The sequence below is a fragment of the Silvibacterium sp. genome (genome assembly GCF_047605705.1).
Taxonomy (GTDB): domain Bacteria; phylum Acidobacteriota; class Terriglobia; order Terriglobales; family Acidobacteriaceae; genus Silvibacterium.
The window spans coordinates 1-15,694 of sequence record NZ_JASGFD010000045.1 but is presented as its reverse complement, the minus strand read 5'-3'; the positions used below and the strand labels follow the sequence as shown (position 1 = coordinate 15,694).

The following is a 15,694-nucleotide window of genomic DNA, read 5'->3' as shown; positions in this document are numbered from 1 at the left end:
CCGGGTGCCCCATGTCTCGCTTCTGAGACATGGGAGAGCGCGAACCTATCCCTTCGTCCGTCGCGCCAGATAGAATTCCGCCAGTTCGAGATCGCCCGGCTGGGTGATCTTGAAGTTCGCCGCCGAGCCCGGAACCACGGCCACGGCCGCTCCGGCGCGCTCCACCACGCTGGCTTCGTCGGTGCCCACAAAGCCGTCGGCCTTAGCCTCAGCAAAGGCGCGGCGCAGCAACCCATAGCGGAAACCCTGCGGCGTCTGCGCCTGCACAATATATTCACGCGGAATCGTCGAGGTGATGAGCGCGCCGTCCGCCGTGCGCTCCACCTGCTTGATGGTATCGACCGCGGGCAGCCCGACGATCGCCGCATGGTGCTTCTCGACGGCCTGGATCGTCCGCTGAATGGTTGCCGCATCGATCAGCGGCCGCACCGCGTCATGCACCAGCACGATGTCGTCGGCCTCGGACGGCAACGCCGCGAGCGCATTCGCCACGCTGGCCTGGCGGCTGTCTCCACCTTCCACTACCGTGACACGCCCGGCAAAGCCGTATTCGTGCACATGTGCGGTAACCCGTTCGACCTCATTCGGCCGCACAGCCACATAGATACCTGCAACGTCAGGCACCGAGGCAAAGGCCCGCAGCGTGTGGATCAGGATCGGCGTGCCTGCGAGCTCAAGAAACTGCTTCGGAGCCGCTCCGGCCTGCCCCGCTGCCATCCGCGTGCCCAGACCGGCCGCGGGAAGAATGACGAAGACGCGCATAAGGACTGGAGTATACCAACTCTCTCAGAGTTAGACGGCTCCATGTGCGCATTTGGTTCAGCGCATCATTGCCCCAGCACGTTTGTCATTCCGACCGGAGCGGCCAAAGGCTGCTCCGGTCGGAATGACACAGCTTTTTTACAAATGCAATTTAGACTGCCTTGCGCGCCCGCAGCATGATCACGTCCATCTCGAACGAGCCATCGGCCTGCGCCGCATAGTGCTCGCGCACCTCTGCAGGTGCACCCTTCCATATTTCATGGATGGCCGCGACCCGGCCCGGCGGCGTGCTCATGCGCGTCACCCAGGACCCGAACTCGATCGGCAGCCTCCAGCGCAGGCTCACCTCGGCGGGAAGCGAAACCGTGGCGAGAAAGCGCAGCCATTCCGGCTCCGTGTAGTCGCGTACGTGCGAGGGATCGCGCAGCACCTCGATGGACTGGAGATGGGTATCGGCCAGCGGTTCCGGCCCTCCGGCCACGTCGATCAGGCATACCTGGCCTCCCGGCTTCAGCACCCGCGCCAGCTCGGCCATCGCCGCCGGGACGTTCCGCCAGTGGTGCGCGCTGTAACGGCTCACCACCCAGTCGAAGCTCGCATCCGCGAAGGGCAGCCGCTCGGCCGAGCCCTGCACCGTGCGCACGTTCGTCAATCCTCGCTCGCCTGCTGTCTTTTCGACCACCCGCAGCATCGAGTCGGTCAGGTCATAGGCGACCACCTCCGCCGCCGACCGGGCCGCCGCATAGGTGGCATGGCCCGCGCCGCAGCCAAGATCCAGCACCTTCGCTCCCGGGGTCCCGGCGATCAGCTCCGACAGCACCTCCAGGTCGCGTCCGGTGGCATGCGCCGTGCTGGTCAGGTAAGCCGAAGCCTGCGGGCTGAAGCTCTGGGTAATGGTCTTCTCGTGCTGCATTGCGTCTTCTCCTTCACTCCCTCGAGTGTCTGTATTTTCTCTGCGCCCCCAATGGTTTGTCATTCCGGCCGGGATCGCCGCCACACCCGAGGTGGTCATGCCGTCTCGCTCCGTGGAGGAACCTGCAGTTTCTTCTTCCCGGGCCTCAAAATCGAGACCCAGGGTGTCCCCCACTCAAGCCAGCGGCAGGCTTGGATGGGCCACCGTCAGGATTTGCGTGAGATCCGGATCCCTCCGATCCCGGATCGCGACCAACGGGAGCGGGAGGCTGAAGGCGAAATGCCGGAATGGCCAGTCCCCGGAAGGCGGTTCGCCCCCATGCGAAATGGGTATACTAAAAAGTTCCGTGAAAGCGGATTTCCCTTATGAGCACAAAAGCAGAAATTCCCGTTCAGCCGGACTTCCTTCGCGAAGTCCAGGAGTGGATTGAAGCCTTCGACGAAGTCGTAGTCGGCGAAGGCCCAGAACAAGGCGCGGAGCTGCTCAATGCTCTCCGCCGCCGCGCGCGTGAAGCCGGAGTGACGGCGACCAGCGAGATCACCACCCCCTACCTCAACACCATTCCCAAGCACGAAGAAGAGCCTTATCCCGGCAACCGCGACATCGAGCGGCGCCTCGAGGCCATCATCCGCTGGAATGCCATGGCCATGGTGCACGGCCAGAACAAGAAGGATGCCGGCATCGGTGGACATATCTCCACCTACTCGTCGCTGGCCACCCTGCTTGAGGTTGGTTTCAACCACTTCTTCCGCGCCGACTACAACGGCCAGCCGGGCGATTTCGTCTACTTCCAGGGCCATGCCTCGCCGGGTGTCTACTCCCGTGCCTACCTCGAAGGCCGCCTGACCGACGACCATCTCAGGAACTTCCGCCACGAGTTGCGCGACACGCCGGGACTCTCGTCCTATCCGCACCCCTGGCTCATGCCCGATTTCTGGCGCTTCCCCACGGTTTCGATGGGCATCGGCCCGCTGAACGCCATCTACCAGGCGCGCTTCATGCACTACCTCGAAAACCGCGGCCTCATCGAGAAGACCAACCGCAAGGTCTGGGCTTTTGTCGGTGACGGAGAGACGGGCGAAGTCGACACCCTCGGTGCACTGCCCATCGCCACGCGCGAAAAGCTCGACAACCTGATCTTCGTGGTCAACTGCAACCTGCAGCGCCTCGACGGCCCGGTCAGCGGCAACAAGCGCATCATCGACGAGCTCGAAGGCGTCTTCCGCGGCGCCGGCTGGAACGTCATCAAGGTCATCTGGGGCTCGGACTGGGACAAGCTCTTTGAGCGCGACCACCAGGGCCTGCTGCTTAAGCGCATGGAAGAGTGCGTCGACGGCGACTACCAGGCCTACAAGGCCAAGGGCGGCGCCTATCTGCGCGAGCACTTCTTCGGCAAGTATCCCGAGCTGCTCAAGCTGGTCGAGGATTACTCTGACGACGAACTCTATGCCCTGCATCGCGGCGGCCACGATCCGCTCAAGATCTACAACGCCTACAAGCGCGCCATTGAGCACACCGGCAGCCCGACCGTCATCCTCGCGAAGACCGTCAAGGGCTACGGCCTGGGCACCACGCAGGCCCGCAACGCCTCGCACCAGGAAAAGAAGCTGACCGATGACGGCGTCACTGCCTTCATCAAGCAGTTCAACATTCCCATTCCCGAGGAGCAGGCCAAGGCCGGCAAGCCGTGGAAGCCGGAAGCGAACGCGCCGGAGATCGAGTACCTCCAGGCACGCCGCGCTGAACTGGGCGGCTATCTGCCCAAGCGCACCGTGCCTGAGCTGAACTTCACCGCGCCCGCTCTCGACTACTACGGGGAGTGGATCGGCGGCTCGAAGGGCCGCGAAGTCTCGACCACCATGGGCTTCGTCTCGATCCTGCGCCACCTGCTCAAGGACCCGGTATTCGGCAAGCTCGTCGTGCCCATCGTGCCCGATGAAGGCCGCACCTTCGGCCTCGAGTCGGCCATCCGCCAAGTCGGCATCTACGCGCCCGAAGGCCAGAAGTACACCCCGCACGACTCCGACATGCTGCTCTCCTACCGCGAGGAAAAGGACGGTCAGATTCTGGAAGAGGGCATCACCGAGGCCGGTTCGCTCGCGTCGTTCACCGCCGCAGGCACCGCCTACGCCAACTTCCGCGTCCCGACGATTCCCTTCTACATGTACTACTCGATGTTCGGCTTCCAGCGCATCGGGGACATGGTGTGGGCCTTCGCTGACTCGCGCGGCAAGGGCTTCCTGATGGGTGGCACCGCCGGACGCACCACCATGCTCGGCGAGGGTCTCCAGCACCAGGACGGACACAGCCATGTGCTGTCGTCGACCGTGCCCACCTGCCTCAGCTACGATCCGGCCTACGTCTACGAGCTGGCCACCATCGTGCAGAGCGGCATCAAGCGCATGTACCAGGACAATGAGCAGGTCTTCTACTACATCACCATGTACAACGAAGACTACGCCATGCCGGCCATGCCCGAGGGCTCGCAGGAAGGCATCATCCGCGGCATTTACAAGCTCCAGGCCGCGCCCAAGGGCAAGGCTACCGCACAGTTGTTCGGCTCTGGCCCCATCCTCAACGAAGTGGTGAAGGCGCAGGCCATTCTCGCCGAGAAATACGGCGTGCAGGCCGACGTATGGAGCGTGACCAGCTACAACGAGCTGCGTCGTGACGCCCTCTCCGTCGAGCGCTGGAACCGCCTGCATCCGGCTGAGCCGGCGAAGAAGCCCTACGTCATCGAAGCACTCGGTGGCGCGAAGGGTCCGATCATCGCGGCTTCGGACTACATGAAGTCGATTCCCGACTCGCTCGCGCCCTGGCTGCTCGATCGCCTCGTAACGCTCGGCACCGACGGCTTCGGCCGCTCGGACAACCGCGAGCACCTGCGTCGTCACTTCGAAGTGGATGCCCCGTCGATCGTGGCCGCCACGCTCTCGAAGCTGGCGCGCGACGGCAAGTTCGACGCGAAGAAGGCCCAGGCCGCCTTCGCCGAACTCGGCATCGACACCGAAAAGATCGACGCCGCCAAGGCCTAGATCGCATCATGAACACGACACGAAGAGCGCCTGTGAAAGCAGGCGCTCTTCGTGTCTGCAAACAAGCTGTCATCCCGAGCGAGCACAGCGAGTCGAGGGACCTGCGGTTCTCTTCATCAGCGAGGATACGGGTGCCCTATCAGGCTCCGCCTGGGTGGGAAAGGAAAAACGGAATGGGCAAGCAGATGAGACTATTTCCCCAAAGAGCCATCCGCACCATTGAAACCGCGGACGAGATCCAGTTCCTGCTCATCCAGCGTCCGCGATGGATCACCTACTGCCTGCTGCTGCTCTTCCTTGCGCCCCTCATCTGGCAGCTGGCTGGCTCATTCGATCTTGCGGCATGGTTCTGTGCCGGAGTTCTCGCGCTCCTTGCGACAGCCACCTGGCTCGGCAGCGACAAGACGCTGCTGCAGGTGACGCGCGACCTCATCGCAGCCAACGGAGATCTCGGCGAATCGATCAATAACCAGCTGGCTTTCGAGCCTGCATCGCTCGACGCCATCGGATACTCCGAGGGCCTCACCGAGCGCCCATCCGGCCTCTACGCCACGCAGGGATGGACCTTCCACTGCCTTATGCCCGGCCTCACCGAAGCCGAATGCCGGCAGATCGTCGACGCCATCTACCGCAAGTTTCCGGGCATTGAAATCGGCGGCCCGCGTGCTCACAACGGGCTAAGCCTGGTGAATTGATGAACGCCAGTACTTAAACGCTTCCTCCGGACGTTATGCTTTCGCTGCGCCTGCCCGCTTTCCCGCCCCACGCATCTCCGCGAGCATCTTCGCCCGAAGCAGACGGTTCGCCGCCGTCTGATACCCGCGTCCGTTCGGCCCAGCCTTCTGCTTGAGCCAATCGATGACATCCGCATCCAACCGCATCGTCACAGGCCGCTTCACGGGTCGATAAAACTTCCCCACCGCTGCATTACGCCACACCTCAGCCGGAAGCTCCGGTGCATCGGAGGTATCGATCCCTCTATCCGGTAATGCCGCCAGCTTCTCAAGCTCGACGCGTTCCGCCTTGCTGAGCTTTCTTCCAGGCTGCGAATCCCAACGCACGATTCTCGTTTCCGCCTTACTCGCCTTCTTCATAGACCCTCCACTCGCCCCGCGTAGCCTTTCTCGCCGAGATCAACCGAACCAACTCGGCGCCATCCTCCTCGCGCACAGTGTGCGCAACCAGCAGGAGCATCACACCTCGCACCATGCCGATGGTCTGCCAGCGCTCCTCTCCATCGACGACGCGATCATGGGCGCTCCTTGCCATGGGGTCATCAAAAACCTCCACAGCCAGCTCAAATCCGATACCGTGCTTGTGCCGGTTGCTTTCGTTCTTCCTTTCGTCCCACTCATAACTTGGCATGCCTTGCCTCTCGGGCTAGAGCATACATAATTGTACGTACATTTTCGTACAGAATATCGGCCTGCTCAGGGGTTTTCCCGAAAATGGATTGCAATCCCGCCCGGAAGCGTTCAGCATGAAAACGACCCTCCCGAGACCATGCGTAAGAGTTCGCACGTTCCGCTCACCCTGCTCGCAACACTCGCGCTCACCGGCGCCGCCACCGGATGCGACGACCGCCCGAAGGAAGTCCGCAACTGCGTCGACGCGCAGAACCATATCGTCCCTGACCAGAAATGCCAGCAGCCGCAGAACGGCGGCGCTGGAGGCTCCTATGCCGGAAGCGGCAGCGGTGGAGGATATACCGGCGGCTATCGCTGGGTCTATGGCGGCTCCAGCGGCGAAAATGTCGGCGACACCGTTTTCGGCAGTAGTCCCACGCCTGCCCCCGGAGTGGAAGTCGTCTCCCGTGGCGGATTCGGCCACGGCGGAGGTGAGGGCGGTGAAGGTGGTGACGGCGGGGGCCATGGTGGAGGCGGCGGCGAGTAATGCGCCGGCACAGCACCCTTCCACGCCCCGGCTGGCAGAGCAAAGTCGAAAGCACCGGCCTTACATTTCACTCGTTCACTAGCCAGAAATACTGGGACGAGTCCGCCTACTGGGAGTTCACCTCAGCTGAGGTCGATCGCATCGAGGCGGCCACGCACGAACTCCAGCGCCTGTGCCTTGCCGCCGGCGACCACATCCTCGAGCACAATCGCTTTGCCGAGATGCGCATTCCCGAGCGCGCCATCCCCCTCATTCGTGAAACATGGCAGAACGAGCCGCCCGCTCTCTACGGCCGCATGGATCTTGCCTTCGATGGCCGTAATCTTAAGCTGCTCGAATATAACGCCGACACGCCGACGTCGCTGCTCGAAGCTTCAGTGACGCAGTGGTATTGGCTGCTGGACAAGTTCCCTGATGCCGACCAGTTCAATTCCATCCACGAGAAGCTCGTCGCCAAGTGGCGCGACCTCAAACCGTACGTCGCCGATCCGCTGTACTTCGTCCACGATCCAGCCGAGGAAGACCGCATTACCGTCACTTACCTGCGCGACACTGCGCATCAGGCAGATATTCGCACCGAGGCGCTGCTCATGCGTGACATCGGCTGGAAGGCAAAAGAACGTACCTTCGTCGATCTCGAGGATCGCCCGATGCGCAGCATCTTCAAGCTCTACCCGTGGGAGTGGCTGCTCACGGACAGCTTCGCCGATCACGTCTTCGAGACGGCCGAACCTGTGCAATGGATTGAGCCGGCATGGAAGATGCTGTGGTCGAACAAAGCGCTGCTCGCCGTTCTGTGGGAGCTCTTTCCTGGCCACGAACTGCTGGCGCCTGCGTATCTCGACGGGCCACGCGAACTGACGTCGTATGCGCGCAAGCCCATCCTCGGACGCGAAGGCGCCAACATCTCGATCGTGCGCGAAGGCATCACCATGGACGCGACCGGCGGCGAGTACGGCGCGCAGGGCTACGTGTGGCAGCAGTATGTCGATCTCGCCGCATCCGGCTCAACACGCGCCATTCTCGGCAGCTGGCTCATCGACGGCGAAGCGGCCGGCATCGGTGTACGCGAGTCCGACGGACTCATCGTCACCAACACCAGCCGCTTTGTACCGCACTTATTTCGCGAGTGAATCTTTACGCGTAGTTCTTCACATACGTCGAGTACCGCTCATCATAGATATCCTTGAGCGGCACCAGCGTATGCTGCACGCCATTACCCTTGCTCTTGAAGCGGATCGAATAGCGCTCGTTCGCCTCGGCCTGCTCGAACCAGATGCCTTCGCTGCGAATGTGCGGCATCGGGAAACCATCCGGTCCCGACGGGCCGTTACTCGCATAGATCATACCGGTCGTCAGATCCTCGGTGCCGAGTGTCACGGCCAGCACCATCGGCCCGTACATCGCCGCCTGCACCGTCTTGTCGTCGTTCGCATAGTTGATGTGCAGCGTCAGCGGCAGAGCCACTTCGATCGCATCGCCCACCTTCCAGTCATGCTCGACGGCGACATAGCTCGAAGGCGTCATCGTTGCCGTCACCGGCGTACCGTTCACGCGGATCGCCACATCCTTCGTCGCCCAGTAGGGGATGCGGAACTTCAGCGCAGTCGTCTTGCTCGGCGCGCCCGTGATCTTGAAGGTAATCTTCTCGTCCTCGGGGAACTTCGAGGTCTGCTCAAGCTTGAGGCCGCGCTCTTTCCAGTCGAGCTTTGAAGGCACGTAGAGATTCACGAAGACCGCATTGTCGTCATGGAAGTAGATCGAGTCGTTCAGCTTCGAGTACTCCTCGCTGCCGGTGCCCGTGCAGCACCAGAAGGCGTCATACTGCGTGCCGAAGGTCTTGTACATGCCGGCCTGCAGCGGCACGTAATACATCAGCATGCCGTTACGATCCTGCGTGCCCGCGCGGACATTGAAGAGCATCCGTTCGTAATAATCGAAGTGCGCCGCATCGGGCTCCTGCCCGAAGAGATGACGAGCCAGCTTCATCATGTTGTAGCTGCAACAGCACTCCTGCGCCGCAGGGCCAAGCTGGGTCGAAATCTCATCCGGCTTCTGCCAGAACTCGCCGTTGCTGGTGCCGCCGGTACAGTATGCGTGGTGCTCGGTCACCTCGCGATAGAAGTTCCGCGCGATTTTGTTGTAGCGCTCGTCGCCGGTTAATTCGTAACCGCGAGCGGCACCAATCACCTTAGGAATATTCGTGTTCGAGTGATTGCCCCCCAGCTCGTCCTTGCCTTCTGCCAGCGGATCGAAGATCTTGTGATGCTCAAAGCGATAGCCCAGGTCGCGATACTTCGTCTTGCCGGTGATCGCGTACAGGTTGAATGAAACCTCGTTCATGCCGCCATGCTCCACCAGCAGCACCTTCTGCCAGTCCTCGTCGCTGAAAGGCTTGCTGTACGCGATGGCCCAATCGGCCATGCTCTCGGCCATCTCGAGCGCTTGCTGGTTGCCGGTGTGCTCGTACATGTCCACCAGGCCTGCCATGATCTTGTGGTACGTGTAGAAGGGCGCCCACACATGCTCATGCGTGCGCAGGCGGTCGTAAAACTTCTCGGGATACGCACCGAGATAGCCGTTCTTCGACTGCGTCTCCGCAAGCATTACTACCAGAGCGTTCGCCTTATCGCGAATGTCGGTGTCGCCGGTGCTCGCATAGAGCAGCGCACAGCCCGAGAGATAGTGGCCCACGTAATGGCCACGCAGCTCACAGTCCGGAGCCTCCCATCCACCCAGCGGCGTCGCATCCGTCTCAAGACCTGCGGTTACGCGGAAGTTATACGCGAGGCGGTCATTCGGAATGGAATAGAGGAAGCCACGATTCAGCTCCATCATGTCCTTCCACTCGCTTGGCAGCAGACGAACATCGGTCATCGGAAAAGGCTGCGTCTTCCACTGCACCTTCTCGACGGACGACGCGATGAGGTCCTTTGTCGCCACGTCCGGCCCGACGGCCTTCGCCGCCTTCTGTGCAGCCGCGCTGCGTTCGAGCAGCGCGGCGCCGCTTGCGGCGACAGCGCTGGTGAGGAATCCCCTGCGGGTAAAGTTGATCGTCTTCATCGTGTCAGTTCCTTTGCCGTAGTCGCGCCAGGCTGATCGGAAGGCGCGGGAGTATCGTTCCAATTCACAGTGGTTGCGCTCGTGAGCGAGCGAAGAAAGAAGTCCATCAGGCGATGCTGGCCATACTCACCGCCCGCGCCGTGGCCGCCGCCCGGCACATCAAGAAACTCAAAATCCTTGTTTGCCTTGATCAGGGCATTCGCTACCTGCATGGTAGTCGAGGGGTCCACGTTCGTGTCCATCTCACCCATCACCAACAACAGACGTCCCTGCAGACGCCACGCGTTGTCTACGTTCGAGGACGCTGCATACTGCGGACCGAGCGGCCAACCCATCCACTGCTCGTTCCACCAGATCTTGTCCATGCGGTTATCGTGCGATCCGCTGTTGGCCACGGCTGCCTTGTAGAACTCGGGATGAAAGAGCAGCGCCGCCAGCGCATTCTGGCCACCGGCCGAGGTGCCGAAGATGCCCACGCGCGTGTCGTCATACCAGGGATACTGCTTCGCCGCGGCCTGGTGCCACAGGATGCGATCAGCAAAGCCGCCGTCCTTCAAATTCTGAAACGCAACATCGTGGAAGGCCTTCGAGCGGTTGTTCGTGCCCATGCCATCGATCTGCGCCACCACGAAGCCCAGTTGCGTCAGCGCCTCATAGCGCGGCGAGAAGTTCTTCGGCACAAATGAGCCCTGCGGCCCGGCATAAATGTCTTCGACCACCGGATACTTCTTCTTCGCATCGAAGTTCGCCGGTTTCCAGATCAAGCCCCAGATATCGGTCTTGCCGTCGCGGCCCTTCGCCGTGAAGACATCCGGCGCAATCCAACCCGCGGCCTTCAGCGCGGTCAGGTCACCCTTCGCCAGCGTTGCCACTAAGCTGCCATCGCTCGTCTTGCGCAGATCAAGCTCCGGCGCAAGGTCCACACGCGACCAGAGGTCGGTGTAATACTGCCCATCCTCGGAGTACGCAAGCTGATGGTTTGCGGGCTCCATCGCAGCCACACCCGCGGTCACAGGCTCCATGCCCGTACCGTCGAACTTGATGCGATAGCCCTGCGTGAAGTAAGGATCGATTTTGGGGTCGACGCCGCTGGCTTCGAAGTAGATCTCGCGATTCTTCTCGTCAACATAGTTGACGCCGCGCACCACCCAGTCGCCGTGCGTTACCTGGTTCTCAAGCTGGCCGGTGCGGCCGTTGTAGAGATAGAGATGCGCCCATCCGTCGCGCTCCGAGAGCCACAGAATCTCGTGGCCGTCGTTCATATCATGCCGGTAGAACTTGCCCGTGCCCGTCGCCTCGGGGTTCAGCTCCGTGTACTCGATGAAGGTCTTGCTTGTCTCGTCGATCACACGCCGCGCCACGCCGGTCTTCGCATCCACGGCAAGCACATCCAGCCGCTGATGCCCGCGCTGGTTATAGACGAAAGTGAACTCCGAGCTGTCCTTGCGCCATTCGAAATCACTCAGCTCAAAAGCGTTCGGAAAAAGATCACCCGCGATGACAATTTCGTCCTTCGTCGCAGGCGCAAAGAGCACCGGCTGATCGCGATCGAGCACATCTCCGGGCTTGGCATAGAAATGTTCGGACGCAATCGGCTGCAGCTGACTCTCAGGCGACGACACGACATAGTGCACCATGCGCCGCATCCCCGGCTGCGTACGCACAGCAAGCAGATGCTGCGAGTCCGGCGACCACTGCAGCGATTTGCGCTGGTAGTAGTTGCCTTCGCTGCCGTCATAGCTCAGCGGCACGGAAGGCTTCTTGTCGCCGGCCGCTTTGATGAACACGTTAAAGTTCTGGATCGTCGCTTCCCACTTGCCATCCGGCGAAACGACGCTCTTCTCCACGTCGTTGCCGTCGAACTGCGGTGCACGCGACCAATCAAAAGGCTCGCGCGGCTTGCTGTCCTGCTTGCAGTCGTAATCGGCGAGCGTGCAGCTCCAGCGCCCGCGTTTGGTGAAGAAGTTGAATTTCGCGCCGCCTTCTTCGAAGTGCAGGTTTGGCAGCGTCAACTCTTCGGGCTTCACCGGCTCGGGTAAACCTTTGCTGATCGCTGCTGCAATCTTCGCGTTGTCGAGCACACTCTGCTGGCCAGTCGCGACATCCACCAGGATGTACTTGTGCTGCGTGCCGTCCGACTCCGCAAACCACAGCTTGCCCGAATTCGCGCCCTGCCTGCCCTCGATCCACTCCGCCTGCGCAGGCAGCAGCCCGGCAGCCTTGCGGTACACCGCGTTGATGCCGAGTGCGCGTTCGAAGTCCGCGCGCGTGACCGTCGGCGCAGGAGGCGGCTCGTTGATGCCGGCCTGCGCAAGCTTCTTCGCAGCAGGCTGCGCGACCAGCGAAGAGGTCAGCACAGAAGAGAGAACGAATCCGGCAAGAAAACGGGAGTCAAGGCAACAACGGAACACCGGCAATCTCCACAACGCATTAAAAATACAATTTCGTGTACGTCGAGTGGACTACACTTTTCCACCATTGTCAAAGCGAAAAAAATGCCGGCGCGTCAAAGACGCCGGCATGCAAGGAGAGTGGAGATTCATGCGAGGAAAAATCGGGTGCCCACGTCTCGATTCGGAGACGTGGGAGTGCTCGAAGCTACTGCTGCCGCAGCTCGACCGTCGTCTCGCCACTGCCCAGTGCAACCACGGACGCGCCGCCGTCCTTGCCGTAGTTGCCCGTGATCGTCCACGCATGGCCGCCCGCTGTCGCCTCGTAGCGCAGGCGCGCCGACTTCACCGTGTCCGTAGCCGCCGTCAGATGCACGCGCACCGTCTGCCGCTTCGTATCGTAGTCGACCGACGCAATCTGCCCGGCATCGAGCGTGATCCAGAGCCCAGCCGGTGCAAGGAAGACACGCTTGCGTGAGGAGTCGAGCACCGTGACGTGCAGCGTGTCTCCATGCTGCGCGAGGTTGCCGCCGAAGCTGAGCCATCCCATCGCCTCGTCATGAGTCACATAGACGCCAGTGTTCAGCGCATGCCCCAATAGGTTCGGACCGTAATCGCCGGTGTAGGGATCAAAGGCCATGCGGTCCGGGAACGAGTGAAACGCCGCCGAGGCAAAGCCCTTCTCATCGATGTTGCTCAGCGGTCCCATCACGCCGCCGTAGCCCACGCGCAGCAGGTACAGGTCATCCGGATGCGCACGGTACTCGGCCAGCAGCGGGATCGCGTTCAGCCCCGAGCCGTAGTGATGCAGCTGCCGTTCCACGCGCGGATACTTGCCACCGTAGAGGAAGTCCCAGTAGCGGCGCGCGCTACCGTTATAGCCCCAGCTCGGAATCGTCGGATCGTAGGCGAGGATCGCGTTCAGTGTGACCTCGGCCTTGTCCTTGTCGCCGAAGTAGTTCGTCCAGTCATAGACCTCTTCCTGACCGGTCGAATCCCACGCCATCTCGCTCCCGAAGGGATACGCCTCATCCTTCCAGATGCCGGCGCGCTCGCGCATCATCGCCTCAAGCTTCGTCGCCTTGTCCGCCCACTGCGTGTCTTCGATGCCCTCATGCTTCAGGTCGTCGAGCAGCCGCAGAAACACTGTGCCTTCCATCAGACCGAAGCGCAGATAGTACGGCGCCTGCGTCTGCATGGCGATGGTCGTCTCATACGCCTGGTCGAGATACCACGGCCACGGCTTCTCCGTCGCGAGTCCATTCGTATTGCGCGCAACGTGATACAGCGACCAATATGCAGCCACAACGTGCGGATAGTTGAAGGTACGGCCTACGTCGTCCGAACCTTCCTTGTTCCAACTCGTCCAGCTCTTCCAGTTGATGTCCTTGTCGTACTGAAAGTTCGGCATCGCGTCCGGCTGATAGAAGAAGAGGCTCTTATGCACGCCATACTTCTGCGGACCGTCTGCAACCTGCAGATGCCCCCACACGGTCTGGTTCACGAACGCTTCGAGCTTCGCGACTTCTTCCTTGTTCGGCTCGAGATACTCCTTCATCGCCGAGGCCAGCCATGCGCCCGAACCACCTTCATCGCTGAGGCCCGCAATCCACACGCGCGGCTCCTGCGTCACCTGCTTATGCGCTTCGTTGTCATAGCTGATGACAGACGGTCCGCGATGGAAAGGGTCATTCTTGTCGTCGAACCATTGGTCGTTAAACAGGAAATGCCCAAGATCGGCGAGAGTCTCGCGCTCCGGCTTGATCGTGCGATAGCCGATCGTCTGCACCGTGCCATCTTCGTAGGTGATCGTCAGCCGCGAGCGCCCCCAGGTCTTGCCGTTGAGCGAGTAGGCGTGCAGTCCGCTCTTCAGCTTGCCGTCGTCGTGGATAGCAATCGCGTTCGCAGGCTCGACCGTCATCGACTTCACCGGCTTGTCATAACGCAGGAAGAGCTTCGCATCGATATCCTGCGGCAGGATGTATCCGGGCACACCCACCGCAACCGGCCGGCGATGCGCCGCCAGCGTCGGCTCGATCTGGCGCAGTCCCGGCGCAACCAGAAAACGCACACCCACGGTTACAGATTGCCCCGGAGCCAGCGTCTGCTCGGTGGGATTGTTCCACTCTTGCGCGCCATGCCAATCGGTATCCGCGTAGGCTTTGGAGTTCACCATCCAGTCGTAGGAACCTTCAAAGGTCGTCCAGTGGCCTTCGGGATCGTTGCCCAGCTCGCCCAGCCCCGTCTTGCGATCGCGCTTGTCGCCTATGGGCTTCCACGCCTCGAGCGGCGTGTGGCCATCGGGCACCACCAGCAGCACCGGCCCGGTGCCCTTCAGCGGAGACACCTGAACGTAGCCCGCGTCCTCACCGATATACGGGTCATAAAACGAGCACGCACCGTAGGCCTGCTCCAGCGTACGCGTGTTGATCATGTTGTTGAAGACCATCGCCATGCCGATGCCGCCCAACTCCAGCGCCTGATCTCCGCGATTGGTGAGCGTGAAGTGCAGCGTCACATCGCCGTTCTCGACAGCCCACGTCCGCACCACATCGAGCGGCGTGCCTTCTGGAAACGACGAAGTTACATCCGCTGAAAACGTCTTCTCGTTCGAGCTGAGAACCTTCACCGGAGCGCGATGGAACGCCGTCGATACCGTCGTCCACTCTGTCGCACCCTTCGTGCGGAAGCGCAGATCGAGATCGCCCAGGTGATAGAACGTGTCAGCCGAGCGCTCCTTCAACAGGTCGCCGGGCGCATAGTCCCATGTGGGCGCAGACTGTGGCGACAACTGCGCGACCGTGCCCGAATACGACAGCAGCTTCAGCGTCAGCGAAGGCGATTGCAGCGTGATGCGATCGCTCGCATACATCGGCCCCGGCGGCGGAGCCTTGTGTTCCTGCGCGCCACCGAGAACAGAAGAGGCTGCCAGCGCGAGCATGACGCTGGCGTGAAGGAGAGATCGGCGAGAAATAGAGGCCACGTGCGTAACTCCGTAAGTCAGAACAGAAAGTTATTACCGGATGCGCAGCATCACCACGCCATGCGGAGGCACCGCTGCGTGCCATGTTCCGCTCATCGCGGGCAGATCGGTATGCGCCCACAGGTCACGCGCCTGCACCGTGCCGGTAAAGCCGAGCCGCTCCAGCGGTACATCGAGCTTCAACGGCATCGTCCAGCGATTGAAAACCGCGACAGCCTTGCTGCCGTCGGCGAGCGGCTTCGCCCACACTTCGAGCGGACCTTCGGTGTACACGCGGTCGCCCTGGTGACCGGCTGCATCCTGATCGACTGCAATCACTTCCTTGTTGAGCAGGATCGCCTTCGTCTCCGGCGTCATCTTCGTCAGGTCATTCCCCGCGAGCAAAGGTGCGGCCAGCAGCGACCACAGGCTCATGTGCGTGCGATACTCCGCATCCTTCATGCCGCCGTTGCCGATCTCCAGCATATCGGGGTCATTCCAGTGGCCGGGTCCTGCGAACGGACTCAGCCCTGCCTGTCCAAAACCGATCTTCGCCATCGAGTCATAGCTGTCCTCGATGTCGCCGGTCGTGCGCCACAGGTTGCCACCCGCATCGCCGCCCCAGCGCCACACCGCCTCCCAGCCATACTGGCAAAGGCTCAGCACAATCGGACGG

Annotated in this window: 11 protein-coding genes and 1 pseudogene; 4 read left to right on the top strand and 8 right to left on the bottom strand. The window is 61.7% G+C overall.

Annotated features, from left to right (window positions below):
- Positions 1-45: 45 nt before the first annotated feature.
- Together ispD and QM649_RS15320 are read right to left on the bottom strand one after the other, a co-directional pair.
- Positions 46-762, bottom strand: coding sequence for a 2-C-methyl-D-erythritol 4-phosphate cytidylyltransferase (gene ispD / locus QM649_RS15325; protein WP_415199931.1), 717 nt, complete (start codon positions 760-762; stop codon positions 46-48).
- Between the two features lie 151 nt (positions 763-913).
- The gene (locus tag QM649_RS15320) at positions 914-1,675 is read right to left on the bottom strand and encodes a class I SAM-dependent methyltransferase (protein ID WP_415199930.1); all 762 of its coding nucleotides are present in this window, start codon (positions 1,673-1,675) and stop codon (positions 914-916) included.
- Between the two features lie 365 nt (positions 1,676-2,040).
- Here QM649_RS15320 and aceE point away from each other — a divergent pair, with 365 nt between their 5' ends.
- A complete protein-coding gene (gene aceE, locus QM649_RS15315; protein WP_415199929.1) occupies positions 2,041-4,710 on the top strand; it encodes a pyruvate dehydrogenase (acetyl-transferring), homodimeric type in 2,670 nt (889 codons plus the stop codon).
- 173 nt (positions 4,711-4,883) lie between these two features.
- Positions 4,884-5,405 (top strand): hypothetical protein, encoded by a 522-nt coding sequence (locus tag QM649_RS15310; RefSeq protein WP_415199928.1) that lies wholly within the window; start codon positions 4,884-4,886, stop codon positions 5,403-5,405.
- A 33-nt stretch (positions 5,406-5,438) separates the two neighbouring features.
- On the opposite strand, the gene QM649_RS15305 is transcribed toward QM649_RS15310, so the two are convergent.
- Both QM649_RS15305 and QM649_RS15300 read right to left on the bottom strand, forming a co-directional pair.
- Positions 5,439-5,804: a BrnA antitoxin family protein gene (locus tag QM649_RS15305; protein ID WP_415199927.1), complete on the bottom strand. Its 366-nt coding sequence runs from the start codon at positions 5,802-5,804 to the stop codon at positions 5,439-5,441.
- On the bottom strand, positions 5,788-6,075 hold the full coding sequence (locus tag QM649_RS15300) for a BrnT family toxin (RefSeq protein WP_415199926.1): 288 nt from the start codon (positions 6,073-6,075) through the stop codon (positions 5,788-5,790). The genes QM649_RS15305 and QM649_RS15300 overlap by 17 nt, the downstream gene beginning before the upstream one ends.
- Before the next feature lie 138 nt (positions 6,076-6,213).
- On the opposite strand from QM649_RS15300, the gene QM649_RS15295 reads away from it, so the two are divergent.
- Entirely contained in the window at positions 6,214-6,603 is a 390-nt protein-coding gene (locus tag QM649_RS15295) for a hypothetical protein (protein ID WP_415199925.1), read from the top strand.
- Positions 6,603-7,736 (top strand): glutathionylspermidine synthase family protein, encoded by a 1,134-nt coding sequence (locus tag QM649_RS15290; protein WP_415199924.1) that lies wholly within the window; start codon positions 6,603-6,605, stop codon positions 7,734-7,736. Before QM649_RS15295 ends, QM649_RS15290 begins: the two co-directional genes overlap by 1 nt.
- A gap of 4 nt (positions 7,737-7,740) precedes the next feature.
- Here QM649_RS15290 and QM649_RS15285 read toward each other — a convergent pair whose 3' ends face one another.
- The 4 genes and pseudogenes from QM649_RS15285 to QM649_RS15270 form a co-directional block, all read right to left on the bottom strand.
- Positions 7,741-9,666: a glycoside hydrolase family 127 protein gene (locus QM649_RS15285; protein WP_415199923.1), complete on the bottom strand. Its 1,926-nt coding sequence runs from the start codon at positions 9,664-9,666 to the stop codon at positions 7,741-7,743.
- Positions 9,663-12,023: a prolyl oligopeptidase family serine peptidase gene (locus QM649_RS15280; protein WP_415199922.1), complete on the bottom strand. Its 2,361-nt coding sequence runs from the start codon at positions 12,021-12,023 to the stop codon at positions 9,663-9,665. The genes QM649_RS15285 and QM649_RS15280 overlap by 4 nt, the downstream gene beginning before the upstream one ends.
- A 241-nt stretch (positions 12,024-12,264) precedes the next feature.
- On the bottom strand, positions 12,265-15,039 hold the full coding sequence (locus tag QM649_RS15275; RefSeq protein WP_415199921.1) for a DUF5695 domain-containing protein: 2,775 nt from the start codon (positions 15,037-15,039) through the stop codon (positions 12,265-12,267).
- 33 nt (positions 15,040-15,072) lie between these two features.
- Positions 15,073-15,694: pseudogene (locus tag QM649_RS15270) on the bottom strand (glycoside hydrolase family 27 protein); the annotation flags it as partial.